Genomic DNA, 20153 nt, shown 5'->3' with positions numbered 1-20153 from the left:
CAACCCCACCATCGCCGATAAATGTGATCTAAATCATCCTTAATCGTGATGCGTACATTTATCCAGTTTTTGGCAAATTTGTCATCTGGCGGTCCTTCGAACGAAAGCCGTATGCTTACCTCAACGCCAATATCGAATTAAGCATTGAGGAAAACACGATGGAACTCTATCTGGATACCGCCAACGTCGCCGAAGTGGAACGCCTGGCCCGCATCTACCCGTTGGCCGGGGTAACCACCAACCCGAGCATTATCGCCGCCGGTAAAACTCCGGTATGGGACGTGCTCCCACGCCTGCAGAAAGCCATCGGTCCGGAGGGCACCCTCTTCGCGCAGACCATGAGCCGCGATGCGCAGGGCATGGTGGAAGAAGCTAAACGCCTGAGCAACGCCGTGCCGGGCATCGTGGTCAAAATCCCGGTGACCGCCGAAGGCCTCGCCGCTATCAAAATGCTGAAGAAGGAAGGCATCCCGACTCTTGGCACCGCCGTCTACAGCGCTTCGCAAGGCCTGCTGGCCGCACTGGCCGGCGCAAAGTACGTCGCGCCTTACGTTAACCGCGTTGACGCCCAGGGCGGAGACGGCATCCGCATGGTGCAGGAGCTGCAATCTCTGCTGGAAATGCATGCGCCCGAGAGCAAAGTGCTGGCGGCGAGCTTCAAAACGCCCCGTCAGGCGCTGGATTGCCTGCTGGCCGGTTGCGAAGCCATCACCCTTCCATTAGATGTAGCGCAACAAATGCTCGGCACCCCTGCGGTAGAGTCAGCCATAGAGAAGTTTGAACAGGACTGGAATAACGCCTTTGGCACGCTGAACCTGTAACCGGACCTGAGAGTCGCCTGCGGGCGGCAGCACGGTCATCGAGGAGGAATCGAAATGGATCGCATTATTCAATCACCAGGCAAATACATTCAGGGCGCAGGCGCCATCAAGCGCCTCGGCGACTATCTGAAGCCGCTGGCCGAACGCTGGCTGGTAGTCGGCGATAAGTTCGTACTGGGGTTTGCGGAAGAGATGCTGCGTAAAAGCCTGGCCGACGCTGGCCTGGCGGCCGAAATTGCGCCGTTTGGCGGCGAGTGTTCGCATAATGAAATCAATCGCCTGCGCGATATCGCCGGCAGCGCGAAGTGCACCGCCGTGCTGGGGATCGGCGGTGGTAAAACGCTGGATACCGCAAAAGCATTGGCTCACTTTATGAATGTGCCGGTGGCGATCGCCCCCACCATCGCCTCCACCGATGCGCCGTGCAGCGCGCTCTCGGTGATTTACACCGACGAAGGGGAGTTCGACAGCTACCTGATGCTGCCGCACAACCCCAACATGGTCATTGTCGATACGCAGATTGTTGCCGGCGCACCGGCCCGCCTGCTGGCCGCCGGGATTGGCGATGCGCTGGCCACCTGGTTCGAAGCCCGCGCCTGCTCCCGCAGCGGCGCCACCACCATGGCGGGCGGGAAATGCACTCAGGCGGCGCTGGCGCTGGCCGAGCTGTGCTACAACACCTTACTTGAAGAGGGTGAAAAAGCGATGCTGGCCGCCGAACAGCACGTGGTCACCCCGGCGCTGGAGCGAGTGGTGGAAGCCAACACCTACCTGAGCGGCGTCGGCTTTGAAAGCGGCGGTCTGGCGGCGGCGCACGCGATTCATAACGGCATGACGGCCATCCCTGACGCCCACCACTATTATCACGGGGAAAAAGTGGCGTTCGGTACCCTGACGCAGCTGGTGCTGGAAAATGCGCCGGTGGACGAAATAGAGACCGTCGCCGCGCTGTGCCACAGCGTTGGGCTGCCGATCACCCTGGCGCAGCTGGATATCAAAGGTGATATCCCGACCAAAATGCGCCTGGTGGCGGAAGCCGCCTGCGCTGAAGGCGAAACCATTCACAATATGCCGGGCGGCGTCGATTCAGACCAGGTCTACGCCGCGCTGTTGGTGGCCGACCAATACGGCCAGCGCTTCCTGCAGGAATGGGAATAACCCAGAGCAAAACACCCGGCATCAGCCGGGTGTTTTTTTATGTCTATCTGTCGAACGCGCCGCCTACTGACCGCGGAAACGGCAAGCACTCAGGCCGGACGCACGCCCAGCGTATGGCAGATGGCGTAGCTCATCTCGGCGCGGTTCAGGGTGTAGAAGTGGAAGTCTTTTACCCCTTCCCGGCTTAAAATCTTCACCATGTCCATGGCGATATTCGCCCCCACCAGCTGACGGGTTTCGGCGTCGTTATCCAGCCCTTCGAACATTTTCGACATCCACACCGGGATACGGACGTTGGTCATATCCGCAAACTTTTTCGCCTGTTTAAAGTTGGAGACCGGCAGGATACCCGGAATGATTTCCACGTCGATGCCCGCCGAAACGCAGCGATCGCGAAAACGCAGGTAGCTTTCCACATCGAAGAAGAACTGGGTGATCGCGCGGTTGGCGCCCGCCTCGACTTTACGCTTCAGGTTCAGCAAATCCGCCTGTGCGCTTTTCGCTTCCGGATGCACTTCCGGATACGCGGCGACAGAGATATCGAAATCGCCCACCTCTTTCAGCAGCGTCACCAGATCGGCGGCATACATATCCGGTTTACCGCTGCCCGGCGGCAGGTCGCCGCGCAGGGCGACGATATGGCGAATACCGTTGTTCCAGTAATCCTGAGCGATAGTACGCAGCTCATCACGAGAGGCATCGATACAGGTCAGGTGCGGCGCGGCTTCCAGACCGGTTCGCTCTTTAATGCCTTTGATGATGCTGTGCGTGCGATCGCGCTCGCCAGAGTTCGCGCCATAGGTTACCGAAACAAACTTCGGTTTCAGACTGCTCAGGCGATCGATGGATTTCCACAGGGTTTGCTCCATTTCACTGGTGCGCGGCGGAAAGAATTCAAAAGACACATTAATCTGGCCCTGGACTTCCGCCAGGCTCTGATTCAGGGCTTCCCGCTGATTGGCGTGAAAAAAGCTCATACCTTACCTCATCAATCGCATGTAATGGCTGTTATATTGCGAACTTCTATACGTTTAGACGTCCAGATGTAAAAATGACGGAAAAGCGCGCGGGCGTCAATAGAAAAATCTGCGTAAAGAGTGAGGAATAGGCCTCTAAAATGAAAAAAATTCATCTTCCGGCGTTTTGCCCGCCGAAAGAGCTCGCTCTGCAGTCAATATGGGGTAGTACGATGTTCAGCCTGAGGCTAGCCAGTCGTCAGATGGTCATCCAGCAGAGGAAGCCATTGCTGCACGGATTCTGCCTGGTGAGGCGCATAGACCACGCCAAGGCTTAACGGCATGCTGTCGCCTTCAGCGACAGGACAGAACACCACCCCCTGACGCTGGATCGCGGAAAAGGACGCCGGCAGGAGGATCATGCCTTCGCCACGCGCAATACGCGCCAGCAGCACATCATGTTCGGCAGGCTCTTCCACGTAAGCGGGGGTATAACCAGCCCGGTCGAAAATACGTCGCGTGTAGTCAAAGAAATCGGGATTGCGCTCGCGTTTAAACCAGAACAGCGGCCGATGATTGAGCGCGCGTAGCGTTAACGCTGGTCTGGCGGCTTCCGGCCAGGAGACAGGCAATGCCGCGATGAGCGGCTCCTGATACGGCAAAGGATGCAGGTGCAGCCCTTCAGTATTCAGCGGCAGCGCGACCAGCGCCGCATCGAGTTTGCCTTTGCGTACCTGCTGAGCCAGTGCCGGTGAGGCGTGGCGGGTAATATGCAACGCGCGGGTATGATCGCTCAGCGCAGATTCAACGGCGGCGAAAATGCCCTGTTCAAAGGCGGTGGTCAATCCCAGACGCAAGGGCTGCGGCGAGTGAACGGAGAGCTCACTCAATGCCGCCAGCGTGCGCGCCTGGAGCGCCAGCATCGGCCGAATAATCTCCAGCACTTCTCTTCCCGCGTCGGTAAGGATCAAGCCTTTGCTGTGGCGCTGAAACAGCGTCACCCCTAGTTGAGCTTCCAGTTGACGCATATGACGACTCAGCGGCGGCTGCGAGATAAATAACCGCTGCGCCGCCCGGCTGATGTTATTTTCTTCCGCCACCACGGCAAAGGCGCGCAGCAGGCGAATATCCAGGGAATGTAATTGCGAAGTTGTCATACTGAAAAGGTATCACGAAAAGGGTATTACTCAAGTCCGGCAAACTTCCCTACCCTTCCTCTCAACGCTTCATCACAGAGAGGAAAAAACGATGTCCAGCGAACGTTATATCACCGGTCAGGAAATGCTGCAGCGGGTGGATGGCAGCGGTGGGGAAGCCGTCGTCGACAGCCTGCAGGATATCGCCCCCGATTTCGCCCGCTATCTGATTGAGTTCCCCTTCGGCGATATTTACGCCAGGCCGGGGCTCGATTTACGCAGCCGGGAAATCGCTACTATTGCCGCGCTCACCGCGCTGGGTAACGCCGCGCCACAGCTGAAAGTACACATTGCCGCAGGATTAAATGTCGGTCTGACGCAAGAGGAGATTACGGAAGTGATCATGCAGATGGCGGTCTACGCCGGATTCCCGGCGGCGCTCAACGGCCTGTTTGCCGCTAAAGCGGTTTTTGCGGCGCACTAACAAAAAAGACCAGGCAGCGCCTGGTCTTTTTCTCGGAACTACAGCAGCTGCGCCAGACGGTTAATATCCGACTGGATCGCCCCGGCGGTCACATCGCGCCCGGCGCCGGGCCCGCGGATCACCAGCGGGTTATCGCGATACCAGCGGCTTTCGATGGCGAACACGTTATCGCACGGCAGCAGCGCCGCCAGCGGGTGCTCTTCGCGTACCGCTTCCACGCCGACGCGTGCTTTGCCGTTAGCATCAAAGCGCGCCACGTAGCGGAGCACCAGCCCCATCTCGCGGGCCGCTTCCAGACGCTGCAGCATTTGCTCGTTCAGCTCTTCGCCATTTTCAAAGAAGTGATCGACCGACCCCTCTTCGCAGTGTGCAGGGACCAGTGATTCCACACGGACCTGATCCGGTTCGATGTCATAACCCGCTTCCCGCGCGAGGATCACCAGCTTACGCATCACATCCTTACCGGACAGATCGACGCGCGGATCCGGCTCGGTCAGCCCCTGCTGCCAGGCCTGGTCCACCAGGTCGGTGAACGGCACGGTGCCATCAAACTGCAGGAACAACCAGGAGAGCGTTCCCGAGAAGATACCGCTCAGGCCGAGGATGGTGTCGCCGCTGTCGATCAGATCGCGCACCGTATGGTTCACCGGCAAACCCGCGCCAACGGTAGCGTTATACAGCCAGTGGCGACCCGTCTTCTCAAACGCGTCGTGGATCTGGCGATATTTATCACTGCTGCTGGCGCCCGCCAGCTTGTTGGCGCTGATCACGTGGAAGCCATGGCTGGCGAAATCAAGGTACTGGTCGGCCAGCTGTTCGCTGGCGGTGACGTCCAGCACCACTAAATCATCGTACGGATGCGCGCGCATCCACAGGAACAGCGACTCTTCATCCTGTTCCACCGCTTCATCGTTGAAGAAGGCCAGCGCCCGGCTGGCATCCAGCCCGTCGTAGTTCAGCAGGCTGCGTTTACTGTCGACTACGCCGGCGAGAACAAACTCGAAGCCAGTACGCGCCGACAAGGTGGTTTGTTCGCGGGCAAACAGCTCCAGCCAGCGGGAGCCAATGTTCCCCTTGCCGAACAGCATCAGGCCAATACGCTTCTCTGCACGAAACAAGGTCTGATGCAGCCCCTGGATCAGGCTTTCCGTTGGTCCGGCGCGCAACACGGCTACCAGACTGATCCCCTCTTCGGACTGCCAGGTGAACTCCACCGGTTGCCCTTTCAGTTGCTGCCAGAAACGATGGCAGTGCAGTGGGTTACGGGTGACACCCGCGCCCACCATCGCCACCAGCGCCAGCTTCTGACGCAGACGCAGCTCGCCCGGCAGACCCGCTTCATCGAGCAGCTTCAGCGCGCTGTCGGCGACCTCGGAGGTATAGCAGAACTGCAGCAGCTTACGGTCGGCATGGACGCCAACGGCTAACGGGCGCAGCTGGGCGCGTTTGAGCAGGGCGTCCAGCTCTTTATGCGCCAGTTTGAAATCATGGCTGGCCGGCACCTGGAACTCCACCAGACAGACGTCATCATGGCTGGTGACAATCCGCGCGCCAGTACCCGAAGCCAGCACGCGCTCAATGCGCGTAGAACCCTGTTCCGGCGTATAGCTGCAACGTAACTGCAGATCGATATCGCTGGCGGACACCGGCTGCAGCGTGCGGGCGTGGAGCACTGGAGCGGCCAGACGCGCCAGCTCGCTGGCTTCATCCAGACGCAGCAGCGGCAGCAGACAGGCATCTTTGACCTTACGCGGATCCGCGCTGTACACCCCGGCGACATCACTCCAGATGGTGACGCGAGAGGCGCCCGCCAGCGCGCCGATCTGCGTGGCGGAGTAGTCAGACCCGTTACGGCCCAGCAGGACGGTTTCCCCGGCCTGGTTGCGGGAGATAAAGCCGGTCACCACCAGACGCTTATTCGGATGTTGCGCCATCAGCTGTTGCAGCAGTGGATAAGATAATCCTTCATCCACCTGCGGCTGCGCGGCGCGTTCCGCACGCAGGAAAGCGCGAGCATCCAGCCAGGCCGCTTCCATACCTAGTTGGTTAAGGACCGCCGCCATCAGGCGTGCGGACCAGACTTCACCATGGCCGACCACTTCCGCATAAACCGCTTCGGTAACCCCGCCATCAAGCAGCCCTGCCAGACGCTCAAGGTCATGGATGAAGGCGGCAATTAACGTGTCAGCCGCCGCCGGCTCCACCAGACCGCCAATCAGCTCGGTCTGATAACGGCGAAGCGACTGCTGAACCTGATGCGCAGCAAGGCGATCGCTCTGGCTAAGTTTAAGCCAGCTGATCAGCTGGTTGGTGGTGCTGCCAGCGGCGGAGACAACCATCATGTCGCCCGCCTGCGAATATTCCTTCATGATCCCCGCGACACGCAGGTAACATTTCGCATCCGCTAAACTACTCCCACCAAATTTGTGCAGCTGACGACCCTTCGCCCCTGCCTGCGCAATCACACTCATTTTTATTCCTCGTTTGCTGCCCGGAAGCCATTTTCCAGGTCGGCAATTAAATCTTCACCATCTTCAATACCGGTTGAAATACGCAGAAGCGTTTCTGAAATTCCGGCGGCGGCACGCGCTTCAGGCGCCATGCCGGCATGCGTCATCGTTGCCGCATGGGAAATCAGGCTTTCAACGCCCCCCAGCGATTCCGCCAGTGTAAACAGCGACAGCCCGCTCAGGAAACGGCGCAGCGTCTGCTCGTCACCGTCCAGCTCGAAGCTTAACATTGCGCCAAAACCTTTTTGCTGACGCGCCGCAATTTCATGCCCCTGGTTTTCCGGCAGCGACGGATGATACAGCTTTTTCACCAGCGGCTGGGTTTTCAGATACTCAACAATCGCCAGGGCATTACGCTGCGCCACCTCCATACGCGGAGACAGCGTCCGCAGACCGCGCAGCAGCAAATAGCTGTCGAACGCGCCGCCGGTGACGCCAATATTATTCGCCCACCATGCCAGTTCGGTGACAGTCGCCGGATCGTTGGCAATCACCACCCCGGCAACCACATCGGAGTGGCCATTCAGGTATTTAGTACAGGAATGCAACACCAGGTCGGCGCCCAGCGCCAGCGGGTTTTGCAGCGCCGGGCTCAGGAAGGTGTTGTCCACCACGCTCACCGCGCCTGCCTCACGCGCCAGACCACAGATTTTCGCAATATCCACCACCCGCAGCAATGGATTACTTGGGCTTTCAACCAGCACCAGCTTCGGTTTTTCCGCCAATGCCGCCCGCAGCGCCTGCTCATCATTTTGATCGACGAACTGGACGCGATAACAGCCGCGCTTCGCCAGGCTGTCGAACAGACGGTAGCTGCCGCCGTAGCAGTCGTGCGGCGCCACCAGCAGATCGCCCGGCTTAAGGAACACCGTCGTCACCAGCAGGATCGCCGACATACCGGTATTGGTCAGCACCGCGCCGGCGCCACCTTCCAGCTCCGCTAAGGCGCGCTGCACCACATCACGCGTCGGGTTGCCGCGGCGGGAGTAGTCGTGGGCGCGAGGTTCATTAAAGCCGGTAAAGTTATAGGTACTGGAAAGGTGGATCGGCGGGACAACGCAACCGTACTGCTCGTCGTCATTTAAACCGCTACGCACTGCGATGGTGGCCTGTTTACGCGTCATGTTGGGAAGTTCCTGGGCTGAATCGGTGAAAAGTCAGGCTCCAGAGTAAACATTGTCACAATAGACGTCAATACATCTGGACATCTAAACTTCTTTGCGTATAGATTGAGCAAAGTGCAAATAGCCGTTAAAATTATATGCATTAGCGCACGTCGGTAGCGGCTTATCTCATGTTAGAAAGCGCGCTCATACGGTAAACTACGCGCAATTATAGCCCGGGCGGAATATTCTGGCCCTTCACTAATAAACAGAGGATTAAGGTATCTCATGGCTGAATGGAGCGGCGAATATATCAGCCCATACGCTGAGCACGGTAAGAAGAGTGAGCAAGTAAAGAAAATTACGGTTTCCATTCCTCTGAAGGTGTTAAAAATCCTCACCGATGAACGCACGCGTCGTCAGGTGAACAACCTGCGTCACGCGACCAACAGCGAGCTGCTGTGCGAAGCGTTCCTGCATGCCTTTACCGGACAACCGTTGCCTAACGATGAAGACCTGCGTAAAGAGCGCAGCGATGAGATCCCGGAAGCGGCGAAAGAGATTATGCGTGAACTGGGGATCGACCCGGATACGTGGGAATACTGAGTTGATAAAAAGGGCGGAAGCAATTTTCCGCCCTTTTTTGTGTCCCGCCCAGGCTGGCGAGAGGCACAAAAAAGCCGCCCTGAGGCGGCTTCTTCTGGCAACTTACTTGCTGCCCGGGATGCTGAAGCGCTTGTTGAAGCGGTCAACACGGCCACCGGTAGCAACATCACGCTGTTTGCCGGTGAAGAACGGGTGGCATTTACCGCACACGTCGAGGTTCAGGTCGTGACCAACGGTGGAACGGATTTTCATGACATTACCGCAAGAACAGGTAGCAGTAATTTCTTCGTATTTTGGGTGAATACCTTTTTTCATGGGAGAACCTCAGTTAAGGCCGCGTCGCTCTTCCAGCCCTAACGCCAGACACCACGCGATATTAATAATTTCCCGTCGTCTTCCACGCTGCTGACAGCGCGAAGCGTACGGTAATGGTCAATCTCCAATGCGGTATAAAGTGCATTGAAGGCGGCGAATCATACAGAATTTGACCAGCATATGCAAACTGATCCGCGCCGCCTTATCGTAATGTGTATACTATCCCGCCAGATTTCAAGTCAGGAAGATGACATGCCCGTCGCCCACGTTGCCCTACCCGTTCCGCTACCGCGCACCTTTGACTATCTGCTGCCTGATGGCATGACGGTCAAAGCGGGCTGTCGGGTGCGGGTGCCGTTCGGCAAACAGGAGCGGATCGGCATTGTCGCGGCGGTGAGCGAGCGCAGCGAGCTGCCGCTGGATGAACTCAAACCGGTCGCCGAAGCGCTGGACGACGAGCCGGTCTTCTCTGGCACCGTCTGGCGACTGCTGATGTGGGCGGCTGAGTATTACCATCATCCGATTGGCGATGTGCTGTTCCATGCGCTGCCCATTCTGCTGCGCCAGGGCAAACCCGCCAGCGCGACGCCGCTGTGGTACTGGTTCGCCACCGAGCAGGGGCAGGCTGTCGACCTCAACGGTCTGAAACGCTCCCCAAAGCAGCAGCAGGCGCTGGCGGCGCTGCGCCAGGGAAAGATCTGGCGTCATCAGGTTAGCGAACTGGAATTTAATGAAGCGGCGCTGCAGGCGCTGCGTGGCAAAGGGCTGGCGGAGCTGGCCTGTGAAGCGCCCGTCCTCACCGACTGGCGCAGCACGTATTCGGTTGCCGGCGAGCGCCTGCGTCTGAATACCGAACAGGCCACCGCCGTCGGGGCGATCCACAGCGCTGCCGATCGCTTCTCCGCCTGGCTACTGGCAGGCATCACAGGCTCAGGGAAAACGGAAGTCTACTTGAGCGTGCTGGAGAATGTACTGGCGCAGGGGCGCCAGGCGCTGGTGATGGTGCCGGAGATCGGCCTGACGCCGCAAACTATCGCCCGTTTTCGCCAGCGCTTTAATGCGCCGGTGGAAGTGCTGCACTCCGGACTCAATGACAGCGAACGTCTCTCGGCCTGGCTGAAGGCGAAAAACGGCGAAGCGGCCATTGTGATAGGCACTCGCTCCTCGCTGTTTACGCCGTTTAAAGATCTCGGCGTCATCGTCATCGACGAAGAGCATGACAGCTCCTACAAACAGCAGGAAGGCTGGCGCTACCACGCCCGCGACCTGGCGGTATGGCGCGCTCACAGCGAACAGATCCCGATTATTCTCGGCTCGGCGACGCCGGCGCTGGAGACCCTGCACAACGTCCGCCAGGGCAAATATCGGCAGTTAACCTTAAGCAAACGCGCGGGCAACGCGCGTCCAGCCCAGCAGCACGTGCTCGACCTGAAAGGACAGGTGCTGCAGGCGGGTCTGTCACCCGCGCTGATCAACCGCATGCGCCAGCATCTGCAGGCGGATAACCAGGTGATCCTGTTTCTTAACCGCCGCGGCTTTGCGCCGGCGCTGCTGTGCCACGACTGCGGCTGGATCGCGGAGTGCCCGCGCTGCGACAGCTACTATACGTTGCACCAGGCGCAGCACCATCTGCGCTGCCACCATTGCGACAGTCAGCGCCCTGTCCCGCGCCAGTGCCCTTCCTGCGGTTCCACACATCTGGTGCCGGTGGGTATCGGCACCGAGCAACTGGAGCAGTCCCTGACGCCGCTGTTCCCTGGCGTGCCTATCTCGCGTATCGACCGCGATACCACCAGCCGTAAAGGGGCGCTTGAGGAACATCTCGCCGCAGTCCACCGCGGCGGCGCGCGCATTTTGATCGGCACCCAAATGCTGGCCAAAGGCCACCACTTTCCGGACGTGACCCTCGTCTCCCTGCTGGACGTCGACGGGGCGCTATTTTCCGCTGATTTCCGCTCCGCAGAGCGTTTCGCTCAGCTCTATACCCAGGTCTCCGGACGAGCGGGCCGGGCAGGAAAACAGGGCGAAGTGATCCTGCAAACCCACCATCCGGAGCATCCTCTGCTGCAGACCCTGCTGTATAAAGGCTACGACGCCTTTGCCGAGCAGGCGCTGGCCGAACGCCAGACGATGCAGCTACCGCCGTGGACCAGTCACGTGTTGATACGTGCTGAAGACCATAACAACCAGCAGGCGCCGCTGTTTTTACAGCAGTTACGTAATCTCTTGCAGGCCAGCCCGCTGGCCGACGATAAACTGTGGGTGCTCGGTCCGGTTCCGGCGCTGGCGCCGAAGCGCGGCGGCCGCTGGCGCTGGCAAATATTGCTGCAGCACCCTTCGCGGGTGCGCCTGCAGCACATCGTCAGCGGTACGCTGGCGTTAATCAATACGCTACCGGAGGCGAGAAAAGTGAAATGGGTGCTGGATGTCGATCCTATTGAAGGGTAAGGCCTCTCTTGCGAGCCGGATCGAAAAATTCAACAAGCATCACGTTTTTCATGAAAATTCTGTAACTCACTGCCGCGACTATCTGATAAAAATGATGCAGCAGTTAGCGCGCAAGGGAAATGTCAGCGCCATTCAGCGAGGAGAAACCAGGTGAAGCCCAAAAAACAAGTGGTTGCCGCCACCATGAAAGACGTCGCCCTCAAGGCAAACGTTTCCACGGCAACCGTGTCCCGAGCGTTGATGAACCCTGATAAGGTGTCGCAAGCCACCCGTAACCGGGTCGAGCAGGCGGCGCTGGAAGTCGGCTATTTACCGCAGTCGCTCGGGCGAAATATGAAGCGCAACGAATCGCGGACGATCCTCGTGATCGTGCCGGATATCTGCGATCCCTTTTTTAGTGAAGTCATCCGCGGAATTGAAGTCACGGCCGCCGAGCACGGTTATCTGGTGTTAATCGGCGATTGCGCCCACCAGAACCAGAAAGAAAAAACCTTTATTGACCTTATTATCACCAAGCAGATCGACGGCATGGTGCTGCTCAGCTCGCGCCTGCCGTTCGACGCCAGCGTGGAAGAGCAGCGCAATTTGCCGCCGATGGTCATGTCGAACGAATTCGCGCCGGAGCTGGAGTTACCCACCGTCCACATCGATAACCTGACGGCGGCCTTTAACGCGGTGAACTATCTTCATGAGCTGGGACACCAGCGTATTGGCTGTATCGCCGGCCCGGAAGATATGCCGCTGTGCCATTATCGCCTGCAGGGTTATGTGCAGGCGCTGCGCCGCAGCGGTATCACCGTCGATCCGCACTATATCGCTCGCGGCAATTTTACCTTTGAAGCCGGCGCCAATGCGCTGGAGCAGCTGCTGTCACAGCCGGTGCCGCCCACCGCGGTCTTCTGCCATAGTGATGTGATGGCGCTGGGCGCCTTGTCGCTGGCGAAACGCCGCGGCCTGAAGGTGCCGGACGACCTGTCGATTGTCGGCTTCGATAACATCGCGTTGTCTGAATTTTGCGATCCGCCGTTGACTACCGTTTCACAGCCGCGTTTTGATATCGGCCGTGAAGGAATGCTGCTATTACTTGAGCAAATGCAGGGTCATAATGTGAACAGCGGCTCGCGTCTGCTTGATTGCGAACTGATCGTTCGCGGCAGTACGCAAAAAATCAGACGATAACCATCAGGCTTTCGGGCCTGCTCTTCTGGTCAAAGGCCCGCCGCTTAAGTAACATGGCGGGCTGACGAACAAATATAAGACAGCGAAACGATAGTGGCACAACGAGATTATGTACGCCGCAGCCAACCGGCTTCTTCGCGGCGCAAAAAGAGCACTACCCGAAGCTCAAGGAATAAGCAAAGCAGCCTTCCGGCGATTTCACCGGCTATGGTGGCGATCGCGGCGGCGGTGCTGGTGGCCTTTATCGGTGGACTTTATTTCATTACGCACCATAAGAAAGAAGAAGCGGAAGCGATGCAAAATCGCCAGGCCGCCGGTAACGGCTTGCCGCCAAAACCGGAAGAGCGCTGGCGCTATATCAAAGAGCTGGAAAGCCGCCAGCCTGGCGTCCGCGCGCCGACCGAACCGACCGCCGGTGGCGAGGTGATGAAACCGGAACAGCTGACCGACGAGCAGCGCCAGCTGCTCGCCCAGATGCAGGCCGATATGCGCCAGCAGCCGACCCAGCTGACCGAAGTGCCGTGGAACGAACAAACCCCGGCACAGCGCCAGCAGACGTTGCAGCGTCAGCGTTTAGCACAGCAGCAACAGCAGGCGCAACAGCAGCAGTGGGCGCAAACTCAGCCGCAGGCCGTGCAGCAGCAGCCGCGCGTCCAGCAGCCGAAGCCGGTGCAACAGCAACAGCCGAAGCAGACCGCGTCGAACCAGCAGCCGTACCAGGATCTGCTGCAGACGCCGGCGCATACCAATACCACGCAGCCACGTACGCAGGCCGCCGCGCCGGTAACCCGCGTGGAGGAAGCGCCGAAAGCCGCCGAGAAGAAAGACGATCGTAGCTGGATGATCCAGTGTGGCTCCTTTAAAGGCGCCGAGCAGGCCGAAACCGTCCGCGCTCAGCTGGCTTTTGAAGGGTTTGCTTCACATATCACCACCAACAACGGCTGGAACCGCGTAGTCATTGGCCCGCTGAAAGGCAAAGAAAGCGCCAACGAGATGATCACCCGTCTGAAGATGGCCGGACACGCGAACTGCATTCGTCTCGCCGCCAGGGGTTGAAACCCTCAAAATCCCCCCCATCTATAATTGCATTCGGCCCCGCGGACAGCGCGGGGCCCCTGTTCCGCTTTTGCAACCAAGGGGTCTGCTCGTGACTACAATTGTAAGTGTTCGCCGTAACGGCCATGTTGTTATTGCCGGTGATGGCCAGGCCACGCTGGGCAACACCGTGATGAAGGGCAACGTGAAGAAAGTGCGTCGTCTGTATAACGACAAAGTGATTGCCGGTTTTGCTGGCGGCACCGCTGACGCCTTCACGCTGTTCGAACTGTTTGAACGTAAACTGGAAATGCACCAGGGCCATCTGGTGAAGGCCGCCGTTGAGCTGGCCAAAGACTGGCGAACCGATCGGATGTTGCGCAAGCTGGAAGCGCTGCTGGCCGTCGCGGACGAAAACGCGTCGCTTATCATCACCGGTAACGGCGACGTGGTACAGCCAGAAAACGATTTGATTGCTATCGGCTCCGGCGGTCCTTACGCCCAGGCCGCGGCCCGCGCGCTGTTGGAAAACACCGATATGGGCGCGCGCGACATCGCCGAGAAAGCGTTGGATATTGCAGGTGATATCTGCATCTATACCAACCATTTCCACACCATCGAAGAATTACCTTCTAAAGCGTAAGGATCTCCCATGTCTGAAATGACCCCACGCGAAATTGTCAGCGAACTGGACAAACACATTATCGGCCAGGACGCCGCCAAGCGTTCTGTTGCTATCGCCCTGCGTAACCGCTGGCGCCGGATGCAGCTTAACGAAGAGCTGCGTCATGAAGTCACGCCGAAAAACATTCTGATGATCGGCCCAACCGGCGTCGGTAAAACCGAGATTGCCCGTCGTCTGGCGAAACTGGCCAACGCGCCGTTTATTAAAGTTGAAGCGACCAAGTTCACCGAAGTGGGCTATGTTGGTAAAGAAGTGGACTCGATCATCCGCGATCTGACCGATGCGGCGATCAAAATGGTTCGCATGCAGTCCATCGATAAAAACCGTTACCGCGCGGAAGAGCTGGCGGAAGAGCGCGTACTTGACGTGCTGATCCCACCGGCGAAAAACAACTGGGGCCAGGCTGAACAGCCGCAGGAACCCTCTGCTGCGCGCCAGGCGTTCCGCAAGAAACTGCGTGAAGGCCAGCTGGACGATAAAGAGATTGAAATCGATCTCGCTGCGGCGCCGATGGGCGTTGAAATCATGTCCCCTCCGGGCATGGAAGAGATGACCAGCCAGCTGCAGTCCATGTTCCAGAACCTCGGCGGCCAGAAGCAAAAACCGCGTAAGCTGAAAATCAAAGACGCGATGAAGCTGCTGATTGAAGAAGAAGCGGCCAAGCTGGTCAACCCGGAAGAGCTGAAGCAGGAAGCCATCGACGCTGTAGAGCAGCACGGTATCGTCTTTATCGACGAAATCGACAAAATCTGTAAGCGCGGCGGCAACTCCTCCGGCCCGGACGTGTCTCGCGAAGGCGTACAGCGCGACCTGCTGCCGCTGGTTGAAGGCTGCACCGTCTCCACCAAGCACGGGATGGTTAAGACCGACCACATTCTGTTTATCGCCTCCGGCGCGTTCCAGGTGGCCAGTCCGTCCGATCTGATCCCTGAGCTGCAGGGGCGTCTGCCGATCCGCGTTGAGCTGAAAGCGCTGACCACCCATGACTTCGAGCGCATCCTGACCGAGCCGAATGCCTCCATCACCGTGCAGTACAAAGCGCTGATGGCGACCGAAGGGGTGAATATCGAATTCACCGAAGACGGTATCAAGCGTATCGCCCAGGCCGCGTGGCAGGTAAACGAAACCACCGAGAACATCGGTGCGCGTCGCCTGCATACCGTGCTGGAGCGTCTGGTGGAAGATATTTCCTATGATGCCAGCGAGATGAACGGCCAGACCGTCATTATCGATGCCGAATATGTGAGTAAACACCTGGATGTTCTGGTGGCAGATGAAGATCTGAGCCGTTTTATCCTATAATCCGGTGCAATGCATTTTCATCATTGTTGATGGGGGCTATAGCCCCCATTTTTATTGGCTAAAATAACTATGACTGATATCAGCCGTTCTCGGGCGTGGCTGGAAAGCCTGCGTCCTAAAACGTTACCGCTGGCGTTTGCCGCGATTATTGTTGGCACCACCCTTGCCTGGCAGCAGGGCCATTTTGATCCCTGGGTTGCTCTGCTGGCGCTGATCACCGCTGGCTTGCTGCAAATTCTTTCTAACCTGGCGAATGACTATGGCGACGCAGTCAAAGGGAGCGATAAACCCGATCGCATCGGGCCGCTGCGCGGCATGCAGAAAGGGGTGATTACCCCCCAGCAGATGAAGCGCGCTCTCATCGTCACCGTCGCGCTGATCTGTCTGTTTGGTCTGGCGCTGCTGTGCGCCGCCTGGCAGAGCGTCGGCGACTTCATCGGCTTCCTCGCCCTGGGAGGCCTGTCTATCGTGGCCGCCATCACCTACACGGTGGGCACCCGCCCCTATGGATATATTGGTCTGGGTGATATCTCAGTACTCGTTTTCTTCGGCTGGCTGAGCGTCCTCGGCAGCTGGTATCTGCAAGCCCATAATGTGGAAGCGGCCATTTTTCTGCCAGCGACGGCCTGCGGTCTGCTGGCAACCGCCGTGCTGAACATCAATAATCTGCGCGATATTGATAGCGATCGCCAGAACGGAAAAAACACCCTCGCCGTGCGTCTGGGGCCGGTCAATGCCCGCCGCTATCATGCCTGCCTGCTGTTCGGCGCCCTGCTGTGTCTGGCGCTGTTTAATCTGCTGGCGCTGCATTCTGTGTGGGGCTGGCTGTTTATTCTCGCCACGCCGCTGCTGGTCAAACAGGCGCGTTACGTCCTGCGCGAACCTGATCCGGTAGCGATGCGGCCGATGCTCGAAAAGACGGTTAAAGGGGCCTTACTGACCAACCTGCTGTTTGTCATCGGAATTATTGCCAGTAAGCTGATGGCTTAACTGACAAATATCAATTAACAATTGATGATTTTGCCAACAATGGGATTCGCGGGATATACTAAAAACTCTCGCAGCAACTGAACGTTAAGCCTATGAAATACGATACTTCCGAGCTTTGTGACATCTACCAGGAAGATGTCAACGTCGTGGAACCGCTGTTCTCTAACTTTGGAGGACGGTCGTCGTTTGGTGGACAAATCATTACGGTAAAATGTTTCGAGGATAACGGGTTGCTCTATGATCTGCTCGAGCAGAACGGCCGTGGTCATATTCTCCTGATCGACGGCGGCGGCTCAGTACGACGCGCGTTAATTGACGCCGACCTGGCGCGTCTGGCCGTACAGAATGAATGGGAAGGGTTAGTGGTCTATGGCGCGGTGCGCCAGGTTGACGACCTTGAGGAGCTGGACATCGGCATCCAGGCGCTGGCGGCTATTCCGGTCGGCGCGGCTGGCGAAGGCATCGGCGAAAGCGACGTGCGCGTCAATTTCGGCGGGGTGACCTTCTTCTCCGGCGACCATCTGTATGCCGATAACACCGGGATGATCCTGTCGGAAGACCCGCTGGATATCGAATAAACCCTCCGCCATAAAAAAGGCCTTCTCCATGAGAAGGCCTTTTGTTTATCCGACGCGCAACTTAGTACAGTTTCTTCGCGCAATCCAGCCAGTCGTTCTTGAACGGACGCTTCATGTTCTCGATGGCATCGATGATGTCGTGGTGCACCAGCTTCTCGTTCTGGATGCCGACGCAACGGCCGCCATGGCCTTGCAGCAGCAGCTCAATTGCATAGGCGCCCATGCGGGAAGCCAGGATGCGGTCGTAAGGAACCGGGGAACCGCCGCGTTGAATGTGGCCGAGGACGGTGGCGCGAGTTTCACGCCCGGTTTCTTTCTCGATGTAGCTTGCCAGCTCGTCAACGTCGCACATGTGCTCGGTGATCGCCACGATAGCGTGTTTCTTACCTTTCGCGATACCGGCTTTGATTTCGGCCACCAGATCGTCACGGGTGTATTCCACTTCCGGCACCATGATGAACTCACAGCCGCCGGCAATCGCCGCCGCCAGGGTCAGGTCGCCGCAGTAACGGCCCATCACTTCCACCACGGAGATGCGCTGGTGTGAAGAAGAGGTGTCGCGCAGACGGTCAATCGCTTCCACCACGGTGCTCAGGGCGGTGAAAAAGCCGATGGTGTAGTCAGTGCCTTTGATATCGTTGTCGATGGTGCCCGGCAGACCGATGCACGGGAAGCCCATCTCGGTCAGGCGCATTGCCCCCATATAGGATCCGTCACCACCGATAACCACCAGCGCATCCAGGCCGCGCTTCTTCATGTTTTCGATAGCCACAGCGCGAATGTGTTCTTCGCGGAATTCCGGGAAGCGAGCGGAGCCCAGGAAGGTGCCGCCGCGGTTGATCATGTCGGAAACGCTGTAACGGTCGAGCTGAACCATACGGTCTTCATACAATCCGAGGTAACCGTCATAGATTCCAAAAACTTCCAGACCTTCCGTTAATGCCGCGCGCACCACGCCACGAATTGCTGCGTTCATGCCCGGCGCATCACCGCCACTTGTCAACACACCGATTTTCTTAATCATGACTACCTCTGAACTTAGGAAGCAAAAAATAATTCTGTTGCCTGAAGCGCTCCCTCACCAGGAGTGCACGACGCTAATGACAATAGTATATCAAACGCCTCAAGCTGAATTGATTCAGGTCAGACCAAACGGCGGTAATTTATACAAAAAATGCCGATCTGCCCCACATTTTTACATCGAGTTTACAGACTATAACCTAACGCTCAAAAAAGCCCTGCTGCGCCGCTGGCACCACAGAACTGGGATCCTGATGGATAATGACATCGGAACCCGGGAAACGGCGCAGAATCGCCTGCTCCACCTGGTCTGCAATCACGTGGGCTTGCACCAGCGGGAGGTTATCTTCCATTTCCAAATGAATCTGAATAAAGCGGGTCGGCCCTGACTGCCGCGTTCGTAGATCGTGCGCCCCGCGGATGCCGGGCCATGCGGTCACGATGGTGATAATGTCCTGACGCTCCTCGTCAGGCAAGGCGCGGTCGAGTAGTGACTGAACCGCCTCATAGCCCATCCGCAGCGCGCTATATAAAATATAGATGCCAATTCCTAAGGCAAACAACGCATCGGCGCGATGCCAGCCGTACCAGGAAAGGCCCAGCGCCACCAGAATAGCGCCGTTCATCATAACATCAGACTGATAATGAAGCATATCCGCCCGCACCGCCTGGCTCTGGGTTTTTCGCACCACCCAGCGCTGAAAGGTCACCAGCGCCAGCGTGCTGAACAGGGCGATCAACGTGACGACGACACCGACGCCAGCGGCCTGCAGCGGCTCCGGACGCACCAGGTGCTGGATGCCGGTGAGAAACAGAAACAACGCCGAGCCGGAAATAAACATGCTTTGCGCCAGCGCCGCCAGCGATTCCGCTTTACCATGGCCAAAGGTATGTTCTTCATCAGCAGGTTGCAGCGAATAGCGAACCACCAGCAGGTTGGTCAGCGAGGCGGCAATATCCACCAGTGAATCCACCAGCGCAGCCAGAATACTGACTGAACCGGTATACCACCACGCAAAAATTTTGATCAAAAGTAACGCGGAGGCCATGGCCGTCGCGGCGATAGCGGCGCGGCTGACCAACCGGCCATAAGATTGATTCATATAGGCTCCTTCTCCTGCAATGCGCTTAGTATAACCTGAACTTGTGACGCTCACGGGATACGCGAAGAAGTTGATTTGCCGAAAAAAGGGCAAAAAAAACCCCCACATCATGTGGGGGAAGACAGGGATGGTGTCTATGGCAAGGAAAACAGGGTTTGTTACTGGGGTTGCAGGGTGTTGCTACTACTCGAAAGCATCATGGCTGAGCCTTTCTGCATCCTTGCAACCTCACGCAACTGATCCATACGTTGCTGGTGCTTAGCATTTAAAACCGCTTGCTGCTCTGGCGTAAGCAGGTGATACATCTGGTTGCGGACCTTAGCCATCTCGACCTGGCGAGCAACCTGTTCCTGCGCCATCTTTTCTGCCTGGGCGCGCACAGCGTTTTCATCAAAATTTTCTGCGGTGACAAGGCGATGCATTGTCTCCATTTCGCTAACATTAACGGGGAGCCTGTCGTGGCGTGCCCGTTGCATAAGATCCCGTAACTGCTGACGTTGCTGCTCGGTTAAACTTATGCCGTCAAACATATGGCTCTGGCTACCGCGCTGTCCCCCTTCGTCTCCGGGGAGCCAGTTAACGCTGGTAACGACTTCAGCGGCCTGGCTATATGCACTTAGCGCCAGCGTTGAGGCCATGACGGCAGCGATAACATTGCGCATCACATACTCCCAAAACGTTTGTGTCGCGATTCAACGAGAGACAGTCTACGATTCAGGCTGCA

19 protein-coding genes are annotated in these 20153 nt (G+C 57.9%); 11 read left to right on the top strand and 8 right to left on the bottom strand.

Going from position 1 to position 20153, the window contains the following annotated elements; genetic code table 11:
* Positions 1-158: 158 nt before the first annotated feature.
* On the top strand, positions 159-821 hold the full coding sequence (gene fsa / locus A1WC_RS00390; protein WP_008807861.1) for a fructose-6-phosphate aldolase: 663 nt from the start codon (positions 159-161) through the stop codon (positions 819-821).
* A 54-nt stretch (positions 822-875) separates the two neighbouring features.
* The gene (gldA, locus tag A1WC_RS00395) at positions 876-1979 is read left to right on the top strand and encodes a bifunctional L-1,2-propanediol dehydrogenase/glycerol dehydrogenase (RefSeq protein WP_016162055.1); all 1104 of its coding nucleotides are present in this window, start codon (positions 876-878) and stop codon (positions 1977-1979) included.
* Positions 1980-2068: 89 nt separating this feature from the next.
* Here the strand turns inward: gldA and metF are convergent, their stop codons facing one another.
* Positions 2069-2956 (bottom strand): methylenetetrahydrofolate reductase, encoded by an 888-nt coding sequence (gene metF, locus A1WC_RS00400; protein WP_002882952.1) that lies wholly within the window; start codon positions 2954-2956, stop codon positions 2069-2071.
* 227 nt (positions 2957-3183) lie between these two features.
* Entirely contained in the window at positions 3184-4092 is a 909-nt protein-coding gene (locus tag A1WC_RS00405; RefSeq protein WP_016162054.1) for a LysR family transcriptional regulator, read from the bottom strand.
* Positions 4093-4183: 91 nt separating this feature from the next.
* On the opposite strand from A1WC_RS00405, the gene A1WC_RS00410 reads away from it, so the two are divergent.
* A complete protein-coding gene (locus A1WC_RS00410) occupies positions 4184-4555 on the top strand; it encodes a carboxymuconolactone decarboxylase family protein (protein WP_016162053.1) in 372 nt (123 codons plus the stop codon).
* Between the two features lie 38 nt (positions 4556-4593).
* On the opposite strand, the gene A1WC_RS00415 is transcribed toward A1WC_RS00410, so the two are convergent.
* Both A1WC_RS00415 and metB read right to left on the bottom strand, forming a co-directional pair.
* Positions 4594-7026 carry a bifunctional aspartate kinase/homoserine dehydrogenase II gene (locus tag A1WC_RS00415; protein WP_008807866.1) on the bottom strand — a complete coding sequence of 811 codons (2433 nt, stop codon included), beginning with the start codon at positions 7024-7026 and terminating at the stop codon, positions 4594-4596.
* 2 nt (positions 7027-7028) lie between these two features.
* Positions 7029-8189: a cystathionine gamma-synthase gene (gene metB, locus A1WC_RS00420; RefSeq protein ID WP_008807867.1), complete on the bottom strand. Its 1161-nt coding sequence runs from the start codon at positions 8187-8189 to the stop codon at positions 7029-7031.
* 267 nt (positions 8190-8456) lie between these two features.
* On the opposite strand from metB, the gene metJ reads away from it, so the two are divergent.
* Entirely contained in the window at positions 8457-8774 is a 318-nt protein-coding gene (metJ, locus tag A1WC_RS00425; protein WP_004107547.1) for a met regulon transcriptional regulator MetJ, read from the top strand.
* 102 nt (positions 8775-8876) lie between these two features.
* Here metJ and rpmE read toward each other — a convergent pair whose 3' ends face one another.
* Complete coding sequence (gene rpmE, locus A1WC_RS00430) at positions 8877-9089, bottom strand: 50S ribosomal protein L31 (protein ID WP_008807868.1); 213 nt, start codon at positions 9087-9089, stop codon at positions 8877-8879.
* 252 nt (positions 9090-9341) lie between these two features.
* Between rpmE and priA the strand changes: the two genes are divergently transcribed.
* From priA to rraA, 7 genes are all read left to right on the top strand, one after another.
* On the top strand, positions 9342-11537 hold the full coding sequence (gene priA, locus A1WC_RS00435) for a primosomal protein N' (RefSeq protein WP_016162052.1): 2196 nt from the start codon (positions 9342-9344) through the stop codon (positions 11535-11537).
* A gap of 150 nt (positions 11538-11687) precedes the next feature.
* The gene (gene cytR / locus A1WC_RS00440; protein WP_004203676.1) at positions 11688-12716 is read left to right on the top strand and encodes a DNA-binding transcriptional regulator CytR; all 1029 of its coding nucleotides are present in this window, start codon (positions 11688-11690) and stop codon (positions 12714-12716) included.
* Positions 12717-12809: 93 nt separating this feature from the next.
* Positions 12810-13772: a cell division protein FtsN gene (ftsN, locus tag A1WC_RS00445; RefSeq protein ID WP_071599441.1), complete on the top strand. Its 963-nt coding sequence runs from the start codon at positions 12810-12812 to the stop codon at positions 13770-13772.
* 91 nt (positions 13773-13863) lie between these two features.
* Positions 13864-14394: an ATP-dependent protease subunit HslV gene (gene hslV / locus A1WC_RS00450; RefSeq protein WP_002882918.1), complete on the top strand. Its 531-nt coding sequence runs from the start codon at positions 13864-13866 to the stop codon at positions 14392-14394.
* A 9-nt stretch (positions 14395-14403) separates the two neighbouring features.
* The gene (gene hslU, locus A1WC_RS00455) at positions 14404-15738 is read left to right on the top strand and encodes an HslU--HslV peptidase ATPase subunit (protein WP_008807871.1); all 1335 of its coding nucleotides are present in this window, start codon (positions 14404-14406) and stop codon (positions 15736-15738) included.
* 69 nt (positions 15739-15807) lie between these two features.
* Complete coding sequence (gene menA / locus A1WC_RS00460; RefSeq protein ID WP_016162051.1) at positions 15808-16728, top strand: 1,4-dihydroxy-2-naphthoate polyprenyltransferase; 921 nt, start codon at positions 15808-15810, stop codon at positions 16726-16728.
* A 92-nt stretch (positions 16729-16820) separates the two neighbouring features.
* Complete coding sequence (gene rraA, locus A1WC_RS00465) at positions 16821-17306, top strand: ribonuclease E activity regulator RraA (protein ID WP_002882913.1); 486 nt, start codon at positions 16821-16823, stop codon at positions 17304-17306.
* A 61-nt stretch (positions 17307-17367) separates the two neighbouring features.
* Here rraA and pfkA read toward each other — a convergent pair whose 3' ends face one another.
* From pfkA to cpxP, 3 genes are all read right to left on the bottom strand, one after another.
* Positions 17368-18330: a 6-phosphofructokinase gene (pfkA, locus tag A1WC_RS00470; RefSeq protein ID WP_002882911.1), complete on the bottom strand. Its 963-nt coding sequence runs from the start codon at positions 18328-18330 to the stop codon at positions 17368-17370.
* 196 nt (positions 18331-18526) lie between these two features.
* Positions 18527-19429, bottom strand: coding sequence for a CDF family cation-efflux transporter FieF (gene fieF / locus A1WC_RS00475; RefSeq protein WP_008807873.1), 903 nt, complete (start codon positions 19427-19429; stop codon positions 18527-18529).
* 158 nt (positions 19430-19587) lie between these two features.
* The gene (gene cpxP, locus A1WC_RS00480) at positions 19588-20091 is read right to left on the bottom strand and encodes a cell-envelope stress modulator CpxP (RefSeq protein WP_004178004.1); all 504 of its coding nucleotides are present in this window, start codon (positions 20089-20091) and stop codon (positions 19588-19590) included.
* Between the last annotated feature and the right edge of the window lie 62 nt (positions 20092-20153).

Origin of the sequence: Klebsiella sp. KTE92 (assembly GCF_000398905.1) — a bacterium.
Classification (GTDB): domain Bacteria; phylum Pseudomonadota; class Gammaproteobacteria; order Enterobacterales; family Enterobacteriaceae; genus Klebsiella; species Klebsiella variicola.
Note: the sequence above shows the minus strand (reverse complement) of the source record. Positions and strands in the feature narration are given on the sequence as shown.